At 68.3% G+C, this 21,481-nt stretch carries 19 protein-coding genes; 9 read left to right on the forward strand and 10 right to left on the reverse strand.

Annotated features, from left to right (window positions below):
- The first annotated feature begins 22 nt into the window (after positions 1-22).
- Positions 23-397 carry a hypothetical protein gene (locus DPR14_RS15100; protein ID WP_158045882.1) on the forward strand — a complete coding sequence of 125 codons (375 nt, stop codon included), beginning with the start codon at positions 23-25 and terminating at the stop codon, positions 395-397.
- 150 nt (positions 398-547) lie between these two features.
- Here DPR14_RS15100 and DPR14_RS15105 read toward each other — a convergent pair whose 3' ends face one another.
- Positions 548-829 (reverse strand): hypothetical protein, encoded by a 282-nt coding sequence (locus DPR14_RS15105; protein WP_158045883.1) that lies wholly within the window; start codon positions 827-829, stop codon positions 548-550.
- Between the two features lie 216 nt (positions 830-1,045).
- On the opposite strand from DPR14_RS15105, the gene DPR14_RS15110 reads away from it, so the two are divergent.
- Positions 1,046-2,758, forward strand: coding sequence for an AMP-binding protein (locus DPR14_RS15110; protein WP_158045884.1), 1,713 nt, complete (start codon positions 1,046-1,048; stop codon positions 2,756-2,758).
- A 97-nt stretch (positions 2,759-2,855) separates the two neighbouring features.
- Positions 2,856-3,410 (forward strand): peptide-methionine (S)-S-oxide reductase MsrA, encoded by a 555-nt coding sequence (msrA, locus tag DPR14_RS15115; protein ID WP_158048160.1) that lies wholly within the window; start codon positions 2,856-2,858, stop codon positions 3,408-3,410.
- A 27-nt stretch (positions 3,411-3,437) separates the two neighbouring features.
- On the opposite strand, the gene DPR14_RS15120 is transcribed toward msrA, so the two are convergent.
- Positions 3,438-4,478, reverse strand: coding sequence for an AI-2E family transporter (locus DPR14_RS15120; protein WP_158045885.1), 1,041 nt, complete (start codon positions 4,476-4,478; stop codon positions 3,438-3,440).
- Between the two features lie 162 nt (positions 4,479-4,640).
- Here DPR14_RS15120 and DPR14_RS15125 point away from each other — a divergent pair, with 162 nt between their 5' ends.
- Positions 4,641-4,817, forward strand: coding sequence for a CsbD family protein (locus DPR14_RS15125; protein WP_158045886.1), 177 nt, complete (start codon positions 4,641-4,643; stop codon positions 4,815-4,817).
- Positions 4,818-5,215: 398 nt separating this feature from the next.
- On the opposite strand, the gene DPR14_RS15130 is transcribed toward DPR14_RS15125, so the two are convergent.
- The 8 genes from DPR14_RS15130 to DPR14_RS15165 form a co-directional block, all read right to left on the reverse strand.
- Complete coding sequence (locus DPR14_RS15130; protein ID WP_158045887.1) at positions 5,216-6,496, reverse strand: amidohydrolase family protein; 1,281 nt, start codon at positions 6,494-6,496, stop codon at positions 5,216-5,218.
- Positions 6,496-7,443 carry an ABC transporter permease gene (locus DPR14_RS15135; protein WP_158048161.1) on the reverse strand — a complete coding sequence of 316 codons (948 nt, stop codon included), beginning with the start codon at positions 7,441-7,443 and terminating at the stop codon, positions 6,496-6,498. Before DPR14_RS15135 ends, DPR14_RS15130 begins: the two co-directional genes overlap by 1 nt.
- Before the next feature lie 25 nt (positions 7,444-7,468).
- A complete protein-coding gene (locus DPR14_RS15140) occupies positions 7,469-8,521 on the reverse strand; it encodes an ABC transporter permease (protein WP_158045888.1) in 1,053 nt (350 codons plus the stop codon).
- Positions 8,522-8,562: 41 nt separating this feature from the next.
- Positions 8,563-10,107 (reverse strand): ABC transporter ATP-binding protein, encoded by a 1,545-nt coding sequence (locus DPR14_RS15145; RefSeq protein ID WP_158045889.1) that lies wholly within the window; start codon positions 10,105-10,107, stop codon positions 8,563-8,565.
- A gap of 11 nt (positions 10,108-10,118) precedes the next feature.
- The gene (locus DPR14_RS15150; protein WP_246148189.1) at positions 10,119-11,123 is read right to left on the reverse strand and encodes a BMP family protein; all 1,005 of its coding nucleotides are present in this window, start codon (positions 11,121-11,123) and stop codon (positions 10,119-10,121) included.
- Positions 11,124-11,415: 292 nt separating this feature from the next.
- The gene (locus tag DPR14_RS15155) at positions 11,416-12,585 is read right to left on the reverse strand and encodes an acyltransferase family protein (RefSeq protein ID WP_158045890.1); all 1,170 of its coding nucleotides are present in this window, start codon (positions 12,583-12,585) and stop codon (positions 11,416-11,418) included.
- 176 nt (positions 12,586-12,761) lie between these two features.
- Complete coding sequence (locus tag DPR14_RS15160; RefSeq protein WP_158045891.1) at positions 12,762-13,961, reverse strand: MFS transporter; 1,200 nt, start codon at positions 13,959-13,961, stop codon at positions 12,762-12,764.
- A gap of 24 nt (positions 13,962-13,985) precedes the next feature.
- Positions 13,986-14,954, reverse strand: a complete 969-nt coding sequence (locus DPR14_RS15165) for a GlxA family transcriptional regulator (protein WP_158045892.1) — start codon at positions 14,952-14,954, stop codon at positions 13,986-13,988.
- Positions 14,955-15,168: 214 nt separating this feature from the next.
- Here DPR14_RS15165 and DPR14_RS15170 point away from each other — a divergent pair, with 214 nt between their 5' ends.
- From DPR14_RS15170 to DPR14_RS15190, 5 genes are all read left to right on the forward strand, one after another.
- Positions 15,169-15,606, forward strand: coding sequence for a hypothetical protein (locus DPR14_RS15170; protein WP_158045893.1), 438 nt, complete (start codon positions 15,169-15,171; stop codon positions 15,604-15,606).
- 237 nt (positions 15,607-15,843) lie between these two features.
- A complete protein-coding gene (locus DPR14_RS15175; RefSeq protein WP_158045894.1) occupies positions 15,844-18,396 on the forward strand; it encodes a PAS domain S-box protein in 2,553 nt (850 codons plus the stop codon).
- On the forward strand, positions 18,318-18,629 hold the full coding sequence (locus DPR14_RS15180; RefSeq protein WP_192498961.1) for an ATP-binding protein: 312 nt from the start codon (positions 18,318-18,320) through the stop codon (positions 18,627-18,629). The genes DPR14_RS15175 and DPR14_RS15180 overlap by 79 nt, the downstream gene beginning before the upstream one ends.
- 157 nt (positions 18,630-18,786) lie before the next feature.
- Positions 18,787-19,404, forward strand: coding sequence for a FecR family protein (locus DPR14_RS15185; RefSeq protein ID WP_192498962.1), 618 nt, complete (start codon positions 18,787-18,789; stop codon positions 19,402-19,404).
- A gap of 3 nt (positions 19,405-19,407) precedes the next feature.
- Positions 19,408-21,480, forward strand: a complete 2,073-nt coding sequence (locus DPR14_RS15190; RefSeq protein ID WP_158045897.1) for a CHASE2 domain-containing protein — start codon at positions 19,408-19,410, stop codon at positions 21,478-21,480.
- The last annotated feature ends 1 nt before the right edge of the window (position 21,481 follow it).

The raw sequence follows: 21,481 nt of genomic DNA on the forward strand, positions 1-21,481 counted from the left end.
GCGGCTGGCGTTCGGCGAGGTGGTGGCGCACGCAGTCGCGGGTCTGGTCGGCGGCCGGGAGGCCGCGACGGTGCCGATGGATATCGAGGAGGTTCAGGGCATGCTGGCGGAACGCATCAAGAAGTGGGAACGGGAACTCCTCGCCAAAGGCGAGGCCAGGGGCGAGGCAAAGGGCATTGCCAAGGGCATTGCCCAGGGCGAGGCCAAAGGCGTCGCGCTTGGCCGGGCCGCCATGCTCAAGCGCCAATTCACCCGACGCTTCGGTGTCCTGCCGGCGGATGTGGAACGGTTGATCGATACCGCGACGCCGGATCAACACGACACCTACATGGACCGCCTGATGGACGCCCAAGCACCGAGCGACGTTTTCCCCGGCCTCCTCCGCCCCGGCGAGTGACCCGGTTCTCCGGCCGGAACGGACGATTCCCCGCTTCATCTTCTGCGGTGCGTGGGGCCGTGGCCCGACGCATCGCGGAACGTGTCGCGGGCCGGGTTCGCATACCAGGACGGCGCATCCCGCGAAGTCCTCGTCGGAACGCCTCGGCGATCACGGTTTTTCCGTAGATGGAATAACCAAATGCTGGGCTTCTGTGACATCGTCACGGAACAAAACTCGCCAGCCGCCGTTAACCACGATGTTAACCGGATAATAACCACGGTCGTTCAGGGTGGAGGTCATCAGCCAAGCTCGCGAAACCTCCAAGATGGTGCTGTCATGTGGAACAGCTTTTCCAAGGATTGGGCGCGTTGGTCGCCCGCAGAACGCTTCGTAGCCCGCATGGTTTTCCTTGCCGTGACGGTCGGCGCCGCAAGCCAGGCGGTCATCCACGTCATCTGACTTATATGGTGTAAGGACCGTGTCCTTTCATCTTGTCCTTTGACCTTCGCCGCCATTTCATACGTTGTTCGAAGCCCGGCGCATGCGTTTGCGCCATTTTACCCTCCGCCTGGATCGTTGTAGTCATCTGCCCGGGCGCCAAGTGCGCCTCGGAAGGACCAGGACGAAGAAGGCACCGTGGCCAAACGGTGCTGCGCGGAGGAAACAATGGCCGAATCTACCCAGACTCCCCTGCTGACCCGGAGCTACGTCCACGGCGCGTCGCGGACGCCGCTGATCGGCGACACCATCGGCTTCCATTTGGACCGCATGGCCGAGCTGTCGCCGGACGCCGACGCCCTCGTGGTCCGGCATCAGGGCGTCCGCCTGACCTACGCGCAGTTCAAGGCGGAGGCCGACCGGCTGGCCGCCGGCCTGATCGCGCTGGGACTGAAGCCCGGGGACCGCATCGGGATCTGGTCGCAGAACAATTCCGAATGGGTGCTGACCCAGTTCGCCACGGCCAAGGCCGGTCTGGTGCTGGTCAACATCAACCCGGCCTACCGCACCCACGAGCTGGAATACGCGCTCAACAAGGTCGGCTGCAAGGCGCTGATCCTGGCGGCGGCCTTCAAGAGCAGCGACTATCTGGGCATGCTGCGGCAAGTGGCTCCCGAGCTGGACCGCTGCGAGCCCGGCCATCTCGATTCGCACAAACTGCCGACCTTGCGGACGGTGATCCGGCTTGGCACCGACCGCACCGCCGGCATGCTCAACTTCGCCGATATCGCGGCCGGCGCCCGGGACGAGCATTTCGCGGAACTGGAGCGGCTGCGCGACGTGCTCCAGTTCGACGACGCGATAAACATCCAGTTCACCAGCGGGACCACGGGCAATCCCAAGGGCGCCACGCTGACCCACCACAACATCCTGAACAACGGCTTCTTCATCGGCGAGGCGATGCGGCTGACCGAGCGGGACCGGCTGTGCATCCCCGTGCCGTTCTACCACTGCTTCGGCATGGTGCTGGGCAACCTCGCCTGCGTCACCCATCGGGCCTGCATGGTGATCCCGGGCGAGGGCTTCGACGCCGAGGCCGTCCTGTCCACCGTGCAGGAGGAGCGCTGCACCGGCCTGCACGGCGTGCCGACCATGTTCATCTCGATCCTCAACCATCCCCGGTTCAAGGAATTCGACCTGACCACCCTGCGCACCGGCATCATGGCCGGCTCGCCCTGCCCGACCGAGGTGATGAAACGGGTCGCCGACGAGATGAACATGGGCGAGATCACCATCGCCTACGGTATGACGGAGACCAGCCCGGTCAGCTTCCAGAGCTCGGTGGACGATCCGCTGGAGCGGCGCGTCTCGACCGTCGGCCGCATCCAGCCTCACCTGGAGGTCAAGGTCGTCGACGCCGAGGGCAGGATCGTCCCGGTCGGCACGCCCGGCGAGCTGCTGACCCGCGGCTACTCGGTGATGCTGGGCTACTGGGGCGACGAGGAGCGCACCCGCCAGGCGATCGACGCCAGGCGGTGGATGCATACCGGCGACCTCGCCACCATCGACGCCGAGGGCTATTGCAACATCGTTGGCCGGATCAAGGACATGGTGATCCGCGGCGGCGAGAACATCTACCCGCGCGAAGTCGAGGAGTTCCTCTACACCCATCCGCGGATCAAGGACGTCCAGGTCTTCGGCGTCCCGGACGAGCGGTTCGGCGAGCAGCTCTGCGCCTGGATCCATGTCCAGGACGGCGAGACCCTGACCGAGCAGGAGGTGCTGGAGTTCTGCCAAGGCAGCATCGCCCACTACAAGGTGCCGCGCTACGTCCGCTTCGTCGAGGGCTTCCCCATGACGGTGACCGGCAAGATCCAGAAATTCATCATGCGGCAGAAGATGATCGAGGAGCTGAAGCTGGAGGCCGCCAAGACCGCCTGAACCGCGCTCTCGCCAATGTGAAGGGCCTCCGGGTGTTTGCCGGCGCCCGGAGGCACCACATGGCAGGAGTACCGACGACTCAGGAGGATCAAGCGTGATGGCCGCAGATCGGCAATTGGCACAGGCGACTTTCGGCGGCGGCTGCTTCTGGTGCACCGAAGCGGTCTTCCAGCAGCTCCGCGGCGTGGAGAAGGTGCAGTCCGGCTATGCCGGCGGGCATGTCGAGAATCCCACCTACGAGCAGGTCTGCACCGCCCGGACCGGGCATGCCGAAGTGATCCAGGTCACCTACGACCCGGAGGTAATCTCCTATCGCGACCTGCTGGAAGTGTTCTTCACCACCCACGACCCGACCACCATGAACCGCCAGGGCAACGATGTCGGCCCGCAGTACCGCTCGGTCATCTTCCACCACGACGCGGAACAGGAGCAGACCGCGCGCGAGGTGATGAAGTCCTTCGGCGAGCGGCGGATCTGGGACCGCGCGGTCGTGACCGAGCTGGCTCCCCTGCCCGTATTCTATCCGGCGGAGGCGTACCATGACGACTATTACGCCCGCAACTCGGCCCAGCCCTATTGCCAGGTCGTGATCGCGCCGAAGGTCGCCAAGGTCCGCAAGCAGTATATGGACCGCCTGAGGGGGACCGCCTGAGGGCGTGATCCGCGGGACGGGGCCGGCCTACGACGCCTGCCCCGATTTCCCCAGCGCATCCTCCACATACAGCTTCCGGACCGCGACATAGGCCACGACGGTCAGCGGCGTCGCGAAGATCACCCCCAGGATGCCGAACATCAGGCCGAAGGCGACGACCGCGAACAGGGCGAGCGCGGGCGGCAGGGAGACCATCCTGCGCTCCACCATCGGCATGATCAGATTGCCTTCGACCTGCTGGATGACGATGTACAGGACCAGAGTATAGACGACCGTGGACATGTCCACGGTGGAAGCGGCGAGCAGCGCCGGGATCGCGGTCGCGAAGGCTCCGACCAGCGGCACGAACTCGCCGAGCCCGGCCAGCAGGCCGAGCGCCAGGGCCGATGGCACGCCGAGCAGCCACAGGCCCAGGCCGGTCAGCGCCCCGACCATCAGCATCGCGATGAACTGGCCCTTCAGCCACTTGCCCAGCGCCTCCCCCATGGCGTCCAGGACCTCGCGCGTCCGGGCCTCCGCCGCCTTCGGCACCAGGGCGACCACACCCTCCCGGTAGAGGCCCGGCTGAGCCGCGAGGTAGACGCCGCCCGCGACCAGCAGCAGCACGTTGCCGAGCCCGCCGACCACCGTCATCAGCAGGCTTCCCGCCTCGCGGACCATACCGCCCGAAACGCTGGCGGGATCGACCCCGCTGACGGCGTCGAGCGCCGCCCGCCCCCAGGACGAGCCCTCGAGTTGTTCGCGGACGCGCCCCCAAGCCTCGGGAACGACCCTGGTCAGTTGCTCGACTTGGCTCGACACCTGCGCACCGAACAGCCAGCCGCAGACTCCCGATATCACCACGATCGCCAGAAGCACCACCGCCAGCGCCCAGCCGGCCGACAGCGGGGTATGCTCGGCCAGCCAGTCGGCGGAACGCTTCAGCAGCACGGCCAGCAATATGGCGCCGAACACCAGCAGCAGGACGTCGATGATCTGCCACGCCATGAGGACGAGGCCGACGACCAGCACGACGACCAGTAGCAGGCGGGTGAAGCGTCCGGTCGTCAGGGCGCTGTCGATGGGCATGGTCGCGAACTCCGGCGTTGGCGGTAAAGGCGATAAATCGCCTTCCCAACGTTACCCGATCGAGAATGTTTCCACCCCATGCGGGACGAATCCGGCCGACGCCTGTTGTCCTGTATACGATCGCGTTTGCGGACGCGGCACATCAAGATCAAGGAATTCAACATGACCGACGACCGGACCGAAGGCTCGATGAAGAAGATGAAGGGCGACCTGAAGGAAGGCGCCGGTAACCTGACCGGTGACAGCAAGCTCCAGTCCGAGGGCAAGTCCGACAAGGCCGAAGGCAAGATCCAGAACGCCCTCGGCGGCATCAAGGACGCGCTGACCGGCAAGAAGTAAGCGGATCGCTGAACCCCGTTCAGCTTGACGCCGCAACGGAACGGCCTCGGCCCCTACCAGGGCCGGGGCCGTTTTCATATGTCCAGTTCGGCCATGTGGAATGAGACTAAAGAGACCGTAGGTCGGCTAGTGGTCCTGCACAGTGTTTTTGACGACGTTCGGCGGAGCGGAGTGCCGTAGGTCGGCCTTCGCCCGTCAGGGCGAACGCCGACACCCTGCGTCAACGCTCCGGCCACGCTGTCGGCGTCGACCTTCGGCCGAGGCCGACCTACGATAAATCAATCAAAACCACTGTGCCGAGCCACTAGAGCGAAGCGCCAGCCGACAAGCAGGCGCGTTGGTGTCGGCTGCCGCTTCGCTCTAGCCGACCTACGGATGTATTCGACGATCTGTCGCCGTCACCGCGCCCCCGTCGCGAACCCCACCCGCTCCGGCCTGCCTTCCAGGCTCAGCACCGCCTCGGCGGGGGCCGTCCGGCTGATCACACGGCCGCGCCGCAGCACGAACAGCCGGGTCGCCTTCAGGCGGATCGCCTCGACCGGGTCGCGTGCCTGGAGCACCACCATGTCGGCGTTGCAGCCCACATCCAGCCCGTAGCCTTCCAGGCCCATCAGGCGCGCCGGGTTCTCGGTCACGGCGCGGAAGCAGGCGTTCATGCCGTCCACCGAGGTCATCTGCGCCACGTGGAGCCCCATGTGGGCGACTTCCAGCATGTCGCCGGAACCCAGCGAGTACCACGGGTCCATCACGCAGTCGTGGCCGAAGGCGACCGTCAGGCCTGCCGCCATCAGCTCCGGCACCCGTGTCATGCCGCGCCGCCTGGGGTAGGTGTCGTGGCGGCCCTGGATGGTGATGTTGATCAGCGGGTTGGAGATCACGCCCAGCCCGGCCTCGGCCATCAGCGGGATCAGCTTGCTGACATAGTAATTGTCCATCGAGTGCATGGACGTCAGGTGCGAGCCCACGACCCGGCCGCCCAACCCCAGCCGCCGGGTCTCGTAGGCCAGGGTCTCGACATGCCGCGACAGCGGGTCGTCGGTCTCGTCGCAATGCATGTCAACCCGAAGGCCCCGCTCGGCCGCGATCTCGCACAGCATGCGGACCGAAGCCGCGCCGTCCGCCATGGTGCGTTCGAAGTGCGGGATGCCGCCGACCACGTCGACGCCCATGTCCAGCGCCCGCTCCAGCAGTTCCGGAGCACCGGGATAGCGCAGGTAGCCGTCCTGCGGGAAGGCCACGAGCTGGAGATCCAGGTACGGCGCCACCCGCTGCCTGACCTCCAGCAACGCCTCGACCGCCAGCAGGCGCGGGTCGCAGATGTCCACATGGCTGCGGATCGCCAGGAGCCCGCGCCCGACCGCCCAGTCGCAGTATTCAAGCGCCCGCTCGACCAGCGCCTCGCGGGTCAGCAGCGGCTTCAGCTCGCCCCACAGGGCGATGCCCTCCAGCAGCGTGCCGGACCGGTTGACGCGGGGCAGGCCGTAGCTCAGCGTCGCGTCCATGTGGAAGTGGGAATCGACGAAGGGCGGAGTCACCAGACGGCCCGTCGCGTCGATCTCCTCGCCGGCCCGGGCATCCAGCGCCGGCTGCACGGCGGCGATGCGGCCGCCGGTCACGCCGATATCGATGCCGGTCCTGCCGTCGGGCAGGTTGGCGTTGCGGACGATCAGGTCGAACATCAGTGTCGCTCCCCTTTGCGGAACGGAATCATCAGCGCCCGCGGATAGGCCGCGCGCCGCGACATCACCACGAGGGCCAGGATACTCAGCAGGTAAGGCAGCATCAGGAACACCTGGTAAGGCAGGGCCGGCCCGACGATCTGCTGGAGCCGCAGCTGGAACGCATCGAAGGCGGCGAACAGCACCGCGCCCAGCAGAGCCTTGCCCGGCCGCCACGACGCGAACACCACCAGCGCGATGCAGATCCAGCCCCGGCCGTTGATCATGTTGAAGAAGAAGGCGTTGAACGCCGACAGCGTCAGGAAGGCCCCGCCGACCGCCATCAACGCGCTGCCGCACACGACGGCGCCGATGCGCACCGCCGTGACGTCGATCCCCTGTGCCTCCGCCGCAGCGGGGTTCTCGCCGACCATGCGCACCGCCAGCCCCGCCGGAGTCCGGTAGAGCACCCAGGCCACCAGCCCGACCGCCGCCAGGGCCGCATAGGTCAGCGGGGTCTGGTTGAACAGCGCCGGCCCGATCACCGGGATGTCCGACAGCACGGGCACGGCGAAGGGCTGGAACGGCTCGACCGTGGGCGGGCTCGACACCTGGGGCAGCGCCATGCGGTAGACGTAATAGGACAGGCTGGTGCCCAGCAGGGTCACCCCGATCCCGGTGACATGCTGGGACAGTCCGAGCGGCACCGTCAGCAGCGCGTGCAGAAGCCCGAGCAGCGCGCCCGCCAGGGCCGCGACCAGCACGCCGGTCCACAGGCCGGCGCCCTGGTAGACGGCCATCCAGCCGGCCATGGCGCCGAGCGTCATGATCCCCTCGATGCCGAGGTTCAGCACCCCGGCCCGCTCGCACACCAGCTCGCCCAGCGTGCCCAGGATATAAGGGGTCGCGATGCGCAGCGTCGCCGCCCAGAAGGTGGCGGACAGCAGCAGGTCGGCGATATCGCCCATCATGGCCGGGTCTCCAGACTGTACTTCACGGCGACCGCCGGATGCGGTAGCGGACCAGGAAGGACGACACCAGCACGCACAGCAGGCTGACCGCGACCAGCACCTCCGCGATATAGTTCGGCACCGGCACGGTCCGGCTCATGGCGTCGGCGCCGACGAACACCGCCGCCACGAACACCGACGCCGCGACCACGCCCAGCGGGTGGAGCTGGGCCAGCATCGCCACCACGATCCCGCTGTAGCCGAAGCCCGGCGACAGGTCGAGCGTCAGGTAGCCCCGCAGGCCGGCTATCTCGGCGGCACCGGCCAGCCCGGCCAGCCCGCCCGACAGCACCGCCACCTTCAGCATCACCCGGTTGACCGGGATGCCGGCGAAGGCCGCCGCCGCCGGGTTGGCGCCGACCGCCTTGATTTCGTATCCCCAGGTCGTCCGGGTGTTCATGATCCAAAGGGCCACCGCCGCGACCAGCGCCAGCACCAGCCCGGCATGCAGCCGCGACCGTTCCAGCAGGCGCGGCAGTTCCGCTTCCGGCAGGACCGGGGCGCTTTGCGGCCAGCCCATGCCCATCGGGTCCTTCAGCGGCCCTTCCAGCATCATGGAGACGAACAGAAGCACCACGAAGTTCAGCAGCAGCGTGGTCACCACCTCATCGACGCCCAGCCTTGTCTTCAGCAACGTCGGGCCGACCAGCAGGGCCGACCCGGCCAGCGCGCCGCCGAGCAGCGCCGCCGGCAGCAGCGCCCAGCCCGGCAGGTCCAGAATGCCGCCGCCCAGCACGACGGCGACCAGCGCCCCGGCATAGAGCTGCCCCTCGGCGCCGATGTTCCACAGCTTCGCGCGGAACGCCACCGCCGCCGCCAGCCCGGTCAGCATCAGCGGCGTCGCCCGGGTCAGCGTCTCGGCCAGCGCGAAGCGGCTGCCCAGCGCGCCCTGGAACAACAGCGCGTACGCCTCCCCCACGCCGGTCCCGGTCCAGGCGATCAGCGCCGCGCACAGCGCCAGCGCCGCGACGACCGCGCCGGCCGGGGCCAGCACCCGCAAGGCCGCGGACGGGTGCGCCCTCGGTTCAAACCACATCTTCAGGCCACATCTTCAGGCCACATCTTCAGGCCACATCCTCAATCCGCTTCCGAAAGTTCTTCCCAATGCCCGGCCATCGCCAGCCCGAGCCGGCGGATGGTGACCCCGGCGCGCGGCTGGAGGGGGGACAGCCGGCCGCGGTGGATCACGGCGACCTGGTCGGCGAGCGACAGGATCTCGTCCAGATCCTCCGAGATCAACAGCACGCCGGCTCCGGCGGCGCGGGCGTCCAGCAGCCGCTCGTGCACATAGGCCACCGCGCCGACGTCGAGGCCCCGGGTCGGCTGGTTGGCCAGGATCAGCCCCGGTCCGTAGCTCAGGGTCCGGCCCAGGATCAGCTTCTGCATGTTGCCACCCGACAGCAGGCGCGACACCGCGTCCGGCCCCGGGCAGCGCACGTCGTAGTCCCGGATGACGCTCTCCGCCCGCTCGCGCGCGGCCCCCCGCTTCAGGAAACCGAGGCGGGAGAACTCCGGCAGCCGGTAGCGCTCGGCGATCAGGTTTTCCCAAACCGTCATGTCGCCGACCAGCCCGGTCGCGTGCCGGTCCTCCGGGATGCGCGCCACCCCACGGCGGATCATGTCACCCGGTCCGGCCGAGCCGACCTCGTCGCCCAGCACCTGAAGCCGCCCGGCGCCGGGGACGATCAGGCCGCTGACCAGGTCGGCCAGGACCGACTGCCCGTTGCCCGATACGCCGGCGATGCCGACGATCTGGTGCCGGCGGACGGTCAGGTCCACCGTGTCCAGCCCGGCCGTACCCGCCGCCGCGGTGACGCCGGACAGGACCAGCACCGGCTCCCCGGCATCCATCGGCTCGACGGTGGGCGCCTTCAGGGTGCGGCCGATCATCAGCTCGGCCAGCTCGCCCCGGCTGGTCTCCGCGGTGCGCCGCAGCGCCACCAGACGCCCGCCGCGCAGCACGCCGACCACGTCGCTGGCGGCCATCACCTCGTTCATCTTGTGGCTGATGAAGACGACCGCCAGGCCTTCCGCCGTCAGCAGCTTCAGGGTGGCGAACAGGCGCTCGCTCTCCTGCGGGGTCAGCACGGCGGTCGGCTCGTCCAGGATCAGGATGCGGGCGTCGCGGTAAAGCGCCTTCAGGATCTCGACCCGCTGGCGCTCGCCGACCGATAGCGAGCCGACCCCGGCGTCGGGATCGACCGCCAGGCCGAACCTCTCCGCCAGTTCCGCCAGCCTGCGCCGGCCCCGGCCGCGGTCCGATCGGAGGCGCCAGAGCGGCTCCGTTCCCAGGATCACGTTGTCCAGCACTGTCAGGTTGTCGGCCAGCGTGAAATGCTGATGGACCATGCAGATGCCGGCGGCCAGGGCCGCCTTGGGCGAGCCCGGCGGAAGCGGCCGGCCGAACGCCTCGATATGTCCGGCATCGGCCACGTAATGGCCGAACAGGATGTTCATCAGCGTGGTCTTGCCGGCGCCGTTCTCGCCGAGCAGGGCCATCACCTGACCGCCGCGAAGCTCCAGCGAGACGTCGTCGTTGGCGACCAGCGGCCCGAAACGCTTGGTGATGCCGGCGAGCCGGAGGACGACCTCCGGCCCTCCGGCGGAAGAAGACTGCGTCACCCCGGGGCCGCCTACAGCGACGACTTGGGCTCGCCGTCGTTCACCTTCACGGTGAAAGCTCCGCTGCGGATCTGCTCCTCGCGCTCCCTGACCTTCGCCACCGCCTCCTCCGGGACCTTGCCCTCGAAGGTGCCGAGCGGCGCCAGGCTCGATCCCATGAACTTCATGGTGCTGAACTGGCCGTAATCCTCGCCGATGAACTTGCCCTCGCGCACCGCGGCGATGGCCCGGAAGATGGTCGGCTCCATGTGCCACAGGGCGCTCGCCACCACCGTCTCCGGGTATTGCGGCTGGGTGTCGATGACGTTGCCGATGGCCAGCTTGCCGCGCTCCTTGGCGGCGTCCGACACGCCGAAGCGCTCGGCGTACAGGATGTCGGCGCCCCGGTCGATCATCGCGAAGGCGGCTTCCTTGGCCTTGGGCGGATCGAACCACGAGCCGATGAAGCTGACCATGAACCGGATGTCGGGCTTCACCTCCCTGGCGCCGTCCATGAAGGCGTTCATCAGCCGGTTCACCTCGGGGATGGGGTAGCCGCCGACCATGCCGATGATGCCCGACTTGGACATGGCGCCCGCGATCATCCCGGTCAGGTAGGCCGGCTCCTGGATATAGTTGTCGAACACCGAGAAGTTGTTGGCGACCGGCCCGAAGCTCGACCCCATCAGGAAGGCGGTCTTGGGATAGTCCTTGGCGACCGCGCGCGCCGGCCGCTCGACCGCGAAGGCCTCGCCGACGATCAGCTGCTGGCCGCCCTCGGCATACTGCCTCAGCACCCGCTCGTAGTCGGTCGCGGCGACGGACTCGGCCCAGACATACTCGATCTCGCCGCGGCCCTCGGCCTCCTTCAGGGCCTTGTGGATGCGGCCGACCCATTGCTGCTCGATCGGAACGGTGTAAACGCCCGCAACCTTGACCTTCGCCTGCGCCAGGGCGGCGCCGCTTCCCAGGGCCGCCGCGCCCGCCAGGGCTCCCGCCACCGCAAGCACGGTCCGCCGCCCGATCATCCGTCCCATCGTCTTCCCCATTCCGTCAGCCCCTCGTAACCGGCATCATCGCGCCGGCACCCCAAGCAACCCCCATGCCATCCCGGCCATCAGCGGCGGTACGGGTGTTTCGGGCTGGTACTCGGGTACTCCGGCATGACGATTTCCCGGGCACCGCCTGCTTTCCAGGCGCTGGCGGGCGTAACCTAGCCTGGAAGATGCCGGCACGCTCCCGGCCAAAAGCGGTATGACCAATAAACCGTCCAGCTCAGCCGTCCAGCATGCTGGACAGGTTAGAAAGCTATGTATACGGCCGGGCCGTTCACGGAACGGCCGACCTGAGTTCCTTGGCGGCAGGAATCCGGAAGGTCGGAAGATCGTTGAAGAACCTCTGCCCCGGCTTCTCGACCAGACGGTAGGTCAGTTCCGCGACGAGGACGACGGCGATCACGTATGCCAGCGTGAAGATGTCCATCATCCATGCTTCGCCGAACACCAGGACTTCCGCCTCGCCGCCGTCGCGCGCCAGGGACGACTTCAGCCGCCAGCCGGTCATCTTCTCGATGATGTTGGCCCCCTTCATCATCAATTCGATGCCGAAGCCGTGGATCATGTAAATGGAGAACGAGAGCTCTCCCAGCCTGCGCATGGGGCGGGTATTCAGCAGCCTCGTGAAGATCCCGCAGCCGGAGGCGAAGACATGGATCACGGCGCCGAACAGCAGCGGCGCGGCCATGCTCGCCGGACCGACGCCGACCAGGGAAACGAACAGGACCACGGCGACAAGGGATGCCGCCTCGGCCAGGGAACCGAACCGGGAGCCGGTACCGGCCGCTTCGTCTCCGGACCGGCGAAGCCGACAGACCAGGTGCCCGACGGTGAAGCCGAACAGGCAGCGGAGCACGCCGAACTCCTGCTGGGTGTCCATGTAGGTGGGCGAGAAGGTAAACACGGCGAACGCGCCGGCGGTCGCCAGCACGCCCAGCACCACGGCGATCCGCGACCTGAAAGCCAGGAGCCCCACGGCGAAGATGGCATAGACGACGAACTCCGCGCTGATCGACCAGCTCGGCCCGTTCCACGACATGCCGATGTCGTGGATTCCGGTGGCATGGATGAGCAGGATGTTCGTGACCAGCGACGGAAGCGATGTTTCACCCGTGAACGGGGCATGGGAGGCATCGCCATACCAGCCGCTCAGCATCAGCTTCATCGTTTCGAGCGCGACGAAGAGAAACAGCACGAAAAGATGCAGCGGCCAGATCCGGCCGATCCGCCGAACCATGAATTCCGCTGCCGAGCCCCAGTCCAAGATCCTGCCGCCATAGGAGTGGGTTATGACAAAGCCGCTCAGCACGAAGAAAAAGTCGACGAACAGGTAACTGTTGCGAAGGAACGGAAGATCATAAAGATGCCCGAGCACCGGAAGGTGCATCAGGGCGACCAGGATGGCGCAGATTCCGCGCCAGCTGTCGAGAGAATGGAAACGCACTGGTGCCTCCGAAGGTTATCGGAAACCGATCCCTGACCGGAACGGCGGTGCACCATGCTTTTTAAGAAAATGCGCGTAAACTGCTTTTCCGGGAACGGCCCAGGCCGTACCTCCCCTGCGACAAGCGCCGCAAGGAAGTACGTCGCTCAGGATCGCGAAAGGGTTGTCCGCCCCCTTCACGCCGAAAGCGCCGCCTGCCGCTCCCGTCTCGTACCGGCGGCGTACCACAGCGTCACCGCCAGCGCGGCCGCCAGGAACGGCAGGGCGCCGTAGTTGACCGCCTGCCAGCCCAGCGCATTGAGCAGGCCGGCGGACCCGAAGGAGGCGACGGCGGCGCAGGCCGCGATCGAGGTCTCGGCGAAGCCCTGCACCCTGCCGCGCTCCTCCGGGCGGTAGGACCGGGTCAGCAGGGTGGTTCCGGCGATATACATGAAGTTCCACCCCACGCCGAGCAGCACCAGGCCGGCCTGGAAGTTCAGCAACTGCTGGTCCCAGGCGGAGACGGCGGCGCTCAGGCCCAGGATCACGGTCCCCAGAGCCGCGATAGCCGGCGCTCCCAAGCGGTCGATCAGGCGCCCGGTGAAGAAGGACGGAACGAACATGCCCAGCACATGGGCTCGGATGGTACCGGCCGCGTCGCCGACGGTCAGGTTGCAAGCGACCATGGCCAGCGGCGTGGCGTGCATCACCAGCACCATCACGGCATGGCCGACCGCCGCGCTCGCCAGGGCCGCCAGGAACACCGGCTGCCGGGCGATCTCGGCCATCGACCGCCCCTGCCCCGCCACCTCGGCCGCCTGCGCCTCCCGGGGCGCCATCAGGGCGAGCGGGATGAGCGTCAGGACGCTCAGCGCGGACAGTGCCAGGAACGAGCCGGCGAACAGCACCGGGGCGAACAGGTCCTTGGTCCACAAGGCCAGCGGCGGCGCGATCAGGGCCGCGACGATGCCGCCGGCAAGCACCAGCGAGACGGCCCGGCCGCGCCGTTCGGGCTCCACCCTGTCCACTGCCGCCAGCCGGTAGTACTGGGCCGCGGCCTGGTGCGCTCCCAGGACGACGTTTCCCAGGCAGAAGATCAGGAAGTCGGCACGGAAGATCCCGACCGCGCAGATCACGCCCCCGGCCGCCCCGGCCAGCGCACCGGCATGGAAGCCCGCCCGGCGGCCGTGCCGCTGCATCAGCAGCGAGATGGGCCGGGCCAGCACGATGTTCGACACCATAAGCAGGCCCACGGGAAAGGTCGCGAGCGCCGCGACCGGCGCGATGGTTTGGCCGATCAGCCCGGTCAGCGTGATGCTGATCATCAGGCCGGCCCAGAACAGCGCTTGGCAGACGCAGAGAATCAGGGCGTCGCGGCCCTCGCGCAGGATCCACATGATACTCTCCCCGGGCAATGCGTTTCAGGCCGCCGGCACCGCCGCTTCGGCCCGGAAATGGCTGCGATAATCCTGCGGCGTCACGCCGAGCCGGCGCAGGAAGGTCCGGCGCATGGTCTCGGCCGTTCCGAATCCCGCCGCCTCAGCGATCCGCTCCACCGGGTCTCGGGTGCGTTCCAGGCGGGCGCGGGCGGCGTCCAGGCGGGCGCCCTCGACGAACTTCTGGGGCGTCGTGCCGGTCTCCCGCAGGAAGACACGGGCGAAGTTGCGCGGGCTCATGCCGGCGCGGGCCGCCAGTTCCTCGACCCGGAGGTCCGCCGACGGGTTCGCGACGATCCGGTCCTGCACGGCGCGGACCGGCGACCCGGCGCCGGCCTCCGCCATCACGTGGCTGCTGAACTGCGACTGCCCGCCCGGCCGCTTCAGGAACAGCACTAGCTGCCGCGCGATCTCCAGCGCCGCCCGGTGTCCCCGGTCCTCCTCGACCATGGCCAGCGCCAGGTCCATGCCGGCCGTCACCCCGGCCGAGGTGTAGATGTCGCCGTCGCGGATATGCAGGGCGTCCGGCTCCAGCCGCACCCGCGGAAACGCCGCTCGGAACTCGTCGCACCGCGCCCAGTGCGTTACCGCCCGGCGTCCGTCGAGCAATCCCGCCGCGGCCAGCACGAAGGCGCCGGAACAGACCGACCCGAGCCGCCGAACGCGCGGGCGCATTCCGTGAAGCCAATCATGGACGCGGGGATCCGCGGCAGGCGCTCCGACGCCGACGCCGCCCGCCACCAGAAGCGTATCGATCCCGCCGGAGACCTCCGCGAAGCCGCGCTCCGCGACGAGCTGCATGCCCGACGAGGTGCGCATCGGGCCGGCCTCCAGCCCGATGATCTCGACCGGATACCCGGCATGGCAGAACACCTGGAGCGGTCCGGCCACGTCGAGGATCTGGACATCGGGATAGGCCAGCACGGCCATGCGGGGGCGCGGGATCGTCGTCATGGCGGCAGTATCCCACCACCGCGAGGCTGGCAGCAATGACAAAGAGCCCACGCTTCCTGCCAACCCCAAGGCGCCACCCCGACTTTTCTCGGACGTCAATCCAATGGCGTAGGGCGGAGTACCGCACCGGCACCCCCACCGGGCGGAGTAGCGGTTCCGGGATTTTTACTACAATGCGCGGAGATGCACTCGACCAATCATCAATGGGATTGAAATGAAGATCACCGGGCTCCTGCTGTCCACCGCCGGTTTCCTCGGCCTCACCGCCGGCGCCGTCCTCGAGTTCAGCACCGGGAGCGGTCTCGACCGGCTGATCAATTACGGACTCGTGTCCGCCCTGCTCGACCATCGCATGCTGATCGTCCTGATCTCCGGCTTCGCCCTGGTCGCGGGCGCCGTGCTCTACGGCTTCGCGCTGACCCAGGAGGCGCTGGGCCGGATGACCGGAATGATCGGCGCCGCGATCGACGCCCCCGATACCTGCCCGGCGATGCCGCTCCTGCTGACCACCCCCGTGGCGCCGCCGGCCGACATCACCGCCCCGCGCCCCGCTCCCGGCGGCACGATCCTGAAGATGATGCCCGAAAGCGTCGTGCCGGACATCACTTCGCGCGACGGCATCGTGCGCGAGGGCGGCACCCGGGGCGCCTGATCCCCGGAAGCCCTGCCGTCCCGCGACTTCATCTCGAATGTACAGCACCTTTATAGAAGACGCTTCGTGTTGAAAAGGAGTCCCTTAACCATTGTTATCACATGATTGATCAGAACGCTGATTATCCAACCGACCGGTCCGACATTGCCCTCCGCGACGTATTCCCCCTCATCCGCGCCGCGACCGGAACCGGCCGGGGACGCATCCATCCCACTGTCCGCGAAGGTCCTCGACACGATGCCCGAGGTCGTGTTCGCGACCGACGCCGAGGGCAAATGGACCTACCTTAATCCGGCCTGGACGCGGATGACCGGCCTGCCGGTCGAAGGCTGCATCGGGCACCCGTACCATGACTTCGTCGCGCCGGAGGAACGGCAGGGCTCCCTGACCCGTTTTGCCGGGCTGCTCACGGAGCAAGCGACCCGCTACCGGCACCCGGTCTGCTTCCGGACCGCCGCCGGATCGCGCTGCTGGGTGGACGCGAGCGTCACGCTGGAGCGCGACGGGGAGGGCCGGCTGACCGGCAGCTACGGCTCGATGGTGGAGATCACGGCGCGCAGGCACGCCGACGCCGAGACGCGGGGCGAACAGGCGATCCTTGAAGCGATCGTCGGCGGCGCCCCGCTCGAGTCCATCCTGTCCCGGATCTGCCTGCTGTCCGAAGATCTCACCGGGCAAAGCCGCTGTTCGATCCTGCTGCTCGACCCGGACGGCGTCCATCTCAGGATCGCCGCCGCGCCGAGCCTGCCGGACGCCTACAACGCCGCGATCGACGGCGTCGCCATAGGGGCCGACACGGGGTCCTGCGGCAGGGCGGCCTCCACCGGCACACCGGTGATCGTCGCGGACATCGCGACGGACCCGCTGTGGGACGACTATCGCGACAGCGCCCTGCCCCATGGGCTGCAAGCCTGCTGGTCTTTCCCGATCATTGCGGACGGCGTCGTCCTGGGGACCTTCGGCACCTATTACGGGGTCGCCCGGGCGCCCGACGAATCCGAAATGGAGACAGCGGGCCGGCTCGCCAAGCTGGCCGCCGTCGCGATCATCCGAAGCCGAACCGACGAGGCCCTGCGCGTCAGCGAGGAGCGCTATGCCGTCGCGGCGCGCGGCGGCCATGTCGGCATCTGGGACGTCGATTTGGTCGGCGGGACCATCCATTGGAGCCCCCTTCACAAGCAGATGCTGGGGCTGGACCCGAGCGCCGATCCGGTCGGCGACACGGGATTCGGGATCCTGGGTGAAACGCTGGAGCGCCTGATCCATCCGGAGGACCTTGCGGGAGTCGCGGCAGCCTATGAATCCCATCTCGCCCACGGCACGCCCTATGACGTGACGTTCCGCATCCGCCGGCCTGACGGGGCGCTCCGCTGGATGCAGTCGCGCGCCGAGGCGGTCCGGGACGACGCCGGCCGCGCCGTCCGCATCGCCGGCAGCCTCCTGGACGTGACCGAGAAGATCGAGGCGGTCGAGGCGTTGCGCCGGAGCGAGCATCGCTTCCGGGACTTCACCGAGGTGGCGTCGGACTGGCTGTGGGAGACCAACACGGAGTTCCGGGTCACCTATGTTTCCGGCCGGGCCTTCGATACGCTTGGGATCGCCCCGGCGGACATGATAGGCCGGCAGTTGCGGGAGATGGTCTCGGAAAACACGGCGACACAGAGATGGCGGCGCTACTACGAGGACATCCAGGCCCGCCGCCCGATCGACTGTTTCGAGTTCTCCCACCGGCCACCGGGCGGCGACCTGCGGCATTTCCGGATCAAGTCGCGGCCGATCCTGGACGATCGCGGGGTGTTCCAGGGCTATCGCGGAACCGGCACCGACATTACCGCCGAGCGCAACTCGGCCGACGCGCTGCGCACCCGCGAACGCGAGCTGTCGGAAGCGCAGCGGATCGCCCGGACGGGCGACTGGCTGTGGCATGTGGGCGGCCGGCGTGTCGAATGGTCGGACGAGACCTACCGGATCTTCGGCGTGGACCGCCGGAGCTACGTCCCGGACTTCGAAAACGTATTCTCCTTCATCCATCCGGACGAGCGCGACGCGGTGATCGGCAGGGTGACCCGCTCCGTCGCGGAGAAAAGCCGCTCGGCCATGGAGTTCCGCATCAGCCGCCCCGACGGGGAGGAGCGGCATGTCTGGGCGCAGTGGCAGTTCAGCCGGGACGAGTCCGGCGAAGTCGCCCAGGTGTTCGGGGTCTGCCGGGACATCACCGAGCAGAAGAAGACGGAGGAGATGCTGCGCGCCGCCAAGGACGCGGCCGAGGCGGCGAGCCGCGCCAAGTCGGAATTCCTCGCCAGCATGAGCCATGAGCTGCGCACGCCGCTCAACGCCATCATGGGTTTCAGCGAGGTCCTGAAGGAACAGATCCTGGGACCGCTGAGTGAGCGCTATCGCGACTACGCCAGCGACATCCACCGCAGCGGCCAGCACCTGCTGGACCTCATCAGCGACCTGCTGAACATGGCGCGGATCGAGGCCCGCCAGATGGAGTTCCAGGAGGAGAGCATTCCCCTGTCGGAGATCGTGGACGAGGCTTTCCGCCTGACCCGCCTCTCCCCCGGCGAGGCGCAGCAAACCGTCACGAAAGCGCTGCCGGACCCGATGCCGGTGCTCCGGGCGGACCGCCGCGCGCTCAAGCAGGTGCTGATCAACCTGCTCGGCAACGCCGCCAAGTTCACCCCGAACAGGGCCGTATCGACCTCGCCGTGCGGCGCGACCCCGCCGACGGCGACCTGGAGATCACCATTTCCGACAGCGGAATCGGCATCCCGGAAAGCCGGCTGACGGACCTGGGCAAGCCGTTCAGCCGGGTGGAGAACGTGATGTCCCGGCGCTACCAGGGCAGCGGCATGGGCCTTTTCATATCCAAGACCCTGGTCGAACGCCACGGCGGAAGCCTGACGATCACCAGCGCCGAGGGACACGGCACCTCCGTCACGGTCCGGCTGCCGGCCGACAGGGTCGTGGCGCCTCATCTGGCCGGAACAAATCGAAACTCCCCGGACTTCGACCTGTAGGAGGCTGACCGCGACATAGCCGACCCGTTGCCCGGATACCCGATTTGAACCATCGCCCGTCCTTAATTTCAGCGTTTCGCCATTGCCGTTTCCATGATGATGCCCGGGCCGAGCCAAAGGGGGTCCGACGATGGGGATTGCTGGGAGAATTTCGCTGTTGCTGCTGGCCGGCTGCATGATCGCCGGGCCAGCAACGGCGGCGGACTTGAAGCAGGCGGATCGGGCGCCGGTCGGGCGGGTGGTCCGGCAGGAGGGCAGCACCGCGATCCTGCGCGACGACATCCGGTCTCCGCTGCTGATAGGCACTTCGGTCTTCACCGCCGACGTGATCGAGACCGGCTTCGCCTCACGGGTCACGGTGCTGTTCAGCGACGGCAGCAGCCTGAGCGCCGGCCCTGAAAGCCGCGTCCAGGTCTCGGACTACACGATCGACGCGCAGGGAAGGCGGACGTCGGCGCTCTTTTCCATGTTGTCGGGAATCGTCCGCGCCGTGGTCCGCCAGACCGGGTTCGGCAGCTTCGCGGTCCAGACCGACACGGCGGTCGCGTCGGCCCGCTCGACCGAATGGACGGCCGAGATCACGCCGGCCGCCACCGCGGTGCTCGGGCTGGAGGGCGTGGTTGAAGTGCGCAGCCGTTCCACGGGGACGGCCGTCACCCTGGCACCATCCCAGGGAACCGACGTGGCGGCAGGACGGGATCCGACGCCGCCCGTCACCTGGGGAGCCCCCAGGGTCGACCGCACGCTCCGCCTCCTCGGCCCGGCCTACCGTTGAGCGATGGGCAAGCATCGGCTGCTCGCAGCCCTCGCAGCCCTCGCAGTCCCGCTGGTCCTCGCCTGCCTGCGGCTGGCCGATGCCGAACCGGTGTGGCTGAGGGGGCTTGAAGGCCAGAGCCTGACGCTGCGCTATCGGCTACGCGGGCCGCTGGAGCCCTCGGGCATCGTGACGCTGCTGATGATCGACGACAGGACCCTTGCGGAGCATGGCCGCTGGCCGCTGTCCCGGCGGCTGATCGCCGACGCCGTGCGCCGGCTGGCGGCGGACGGCGCGCGGGTCGTCGCGATCGACCTGCTGTTCCCCGAGCCCGAAGCCCCGCTGCCGGCCGACGTCGCCGAGATCCTGGACGATGCACGCGGCGCGATGACGCAATCCGCGGACGGGCTCGCCGCCCGTATCGGCCATCTGCTGGAAGCGGCCGATCCAGACGGCGACTTGGCATCCGCATTGCGATCCGCCGGCGTCGGCGTGCTGGGGTTCGCCTTCGCCTTCGGCTCCGATGGCACGGGACCGACAGGCGGCGCATCGCCCGAAGTGCTCCGCGAAGCGGCGTTCCGCGTGGTGCGGGAGCCGGCCGTCCCGGACCCCCGGGACGGCGACCACCCGGCATCCATCATCGCTCCCGTGCCCATCCTCGCCGGATCGGCGGCGCTCGGACATGTCACGGTCCGGATCGACGCCGACGGTGTGTTGCGCCATGACCAGTCCGCGATCCGCTTCGGCGACGCCTGGTATCCGAGCCTGCCGGTCGAAGCGGTACGGAGATACAAGGACCTGGAGGCGGATCGGATGACCCTCCATGTCGGGGCCGGCATCCGGTTCGGCCAGGACTTCGTCGCCACCGACCGCCGGATGCGGCTGCCGGTCAACCATTACGGCCCGCCCGGCACGATCGAGACCCGGCCGCTGGCCGACCTGCTGGCCGACCGCATCCCGAAGGGTAGCTTCAGCGACCGGATCGTGCTGATCGGCGCGTCGGCCCAGGGCGTCGGCGACAGCTTCCACACGCCGTTCGGCCGGGCGCTGCCGGGCGCCGAACATCTCGCCACCGTGGTCGACAACCTGCTGACGGGGCGGACGCCCGCGGACCGGGCTTCCCTTCTGCCGGCCGACATCTCCGCCATACTTGCCGCCGGCCTGCTGGGTGCTGCGCTAGGAGCGGCGCTGACGCCGATCGCCGCGGCCCTCGGCACGGCGGCCCTGATCGCCGCCTGGCTCGCCGCGACGGCCGTGCTGTTCACCACGGCGGGGCTCTGGCTGGCGGTGACCTCGCCGGTGCTGGCGGCATCGCTGGGCTTCGCCCTGTTCTCCGCGAGGCGTTCACAGATCGGCGAGTCGGCGCGGCGGCTGGCCGAACGGCAGCGGCGCAACCTCATGCGGTATTTCTCGCCCGCGGTCGCCGAACGGCTGATGAACAGCAACAAGCCCGGGCTGGAGGACCGGACCCAGCCCGTGACCATCCTGTTCGTGGACCTGGTCGGGTTCACCGGCATCAACGAAAGGCTTTCGCCTGCCGAAGCGATGGACGTCCTGCGCGGCTTCTACCGGCAGGTGGAAACGGCGGTGCTCGACCGGGACGGCGTGGTCGACAAGTTCCTCGGCGACGGGGCCATGGCCATCTTCGGCATCCCGGAGCCGTCGCCGCGCGACGCCGCCCAGGCCTTGGCGGCGGCGCGCCAGATCGCCCGAGGCATGGACGGCTGGAACCGGGAGCTTGCGGCCGCCGGCCTGCCGCCGCTGACGGTGGCCATGGGACTCCATCTCGGACCGGTCCTGATCGGCGACACCGGCGGCACGCGCCAATTCACCTTCACCATAATCGGCGACGCGGTGAACGTCGCGAGCCGGCTGGAATCCATTACCCGCGAACTGGGCGTCACCATCGCCGCCTCGGACGCGGTGATCGAGGCGGCGCACTCGGCCGCCGGCAGCGCCGCGGTAGAGGGATTTGTCGAACTGCCGCTCCGGACGTTGCGCGGGCGGGAACGTCCGGTCGGCATCTGGAGCTGGCCGGCTCCGGTTGGAACGGCAGCGCGGCACGGCCTGTTATCGCCACCGGACCAGACCCGGTGAA

The sequence above is a fragment of the Skermanella pratensis genome, assembly GCF_008843145.1.
Lineage (GTDB): Bacteria > Pseudomonadota > Alphaproteobacteria > Azospirillales > Azospirillaceae > Skermanella > Skermanella pratensis.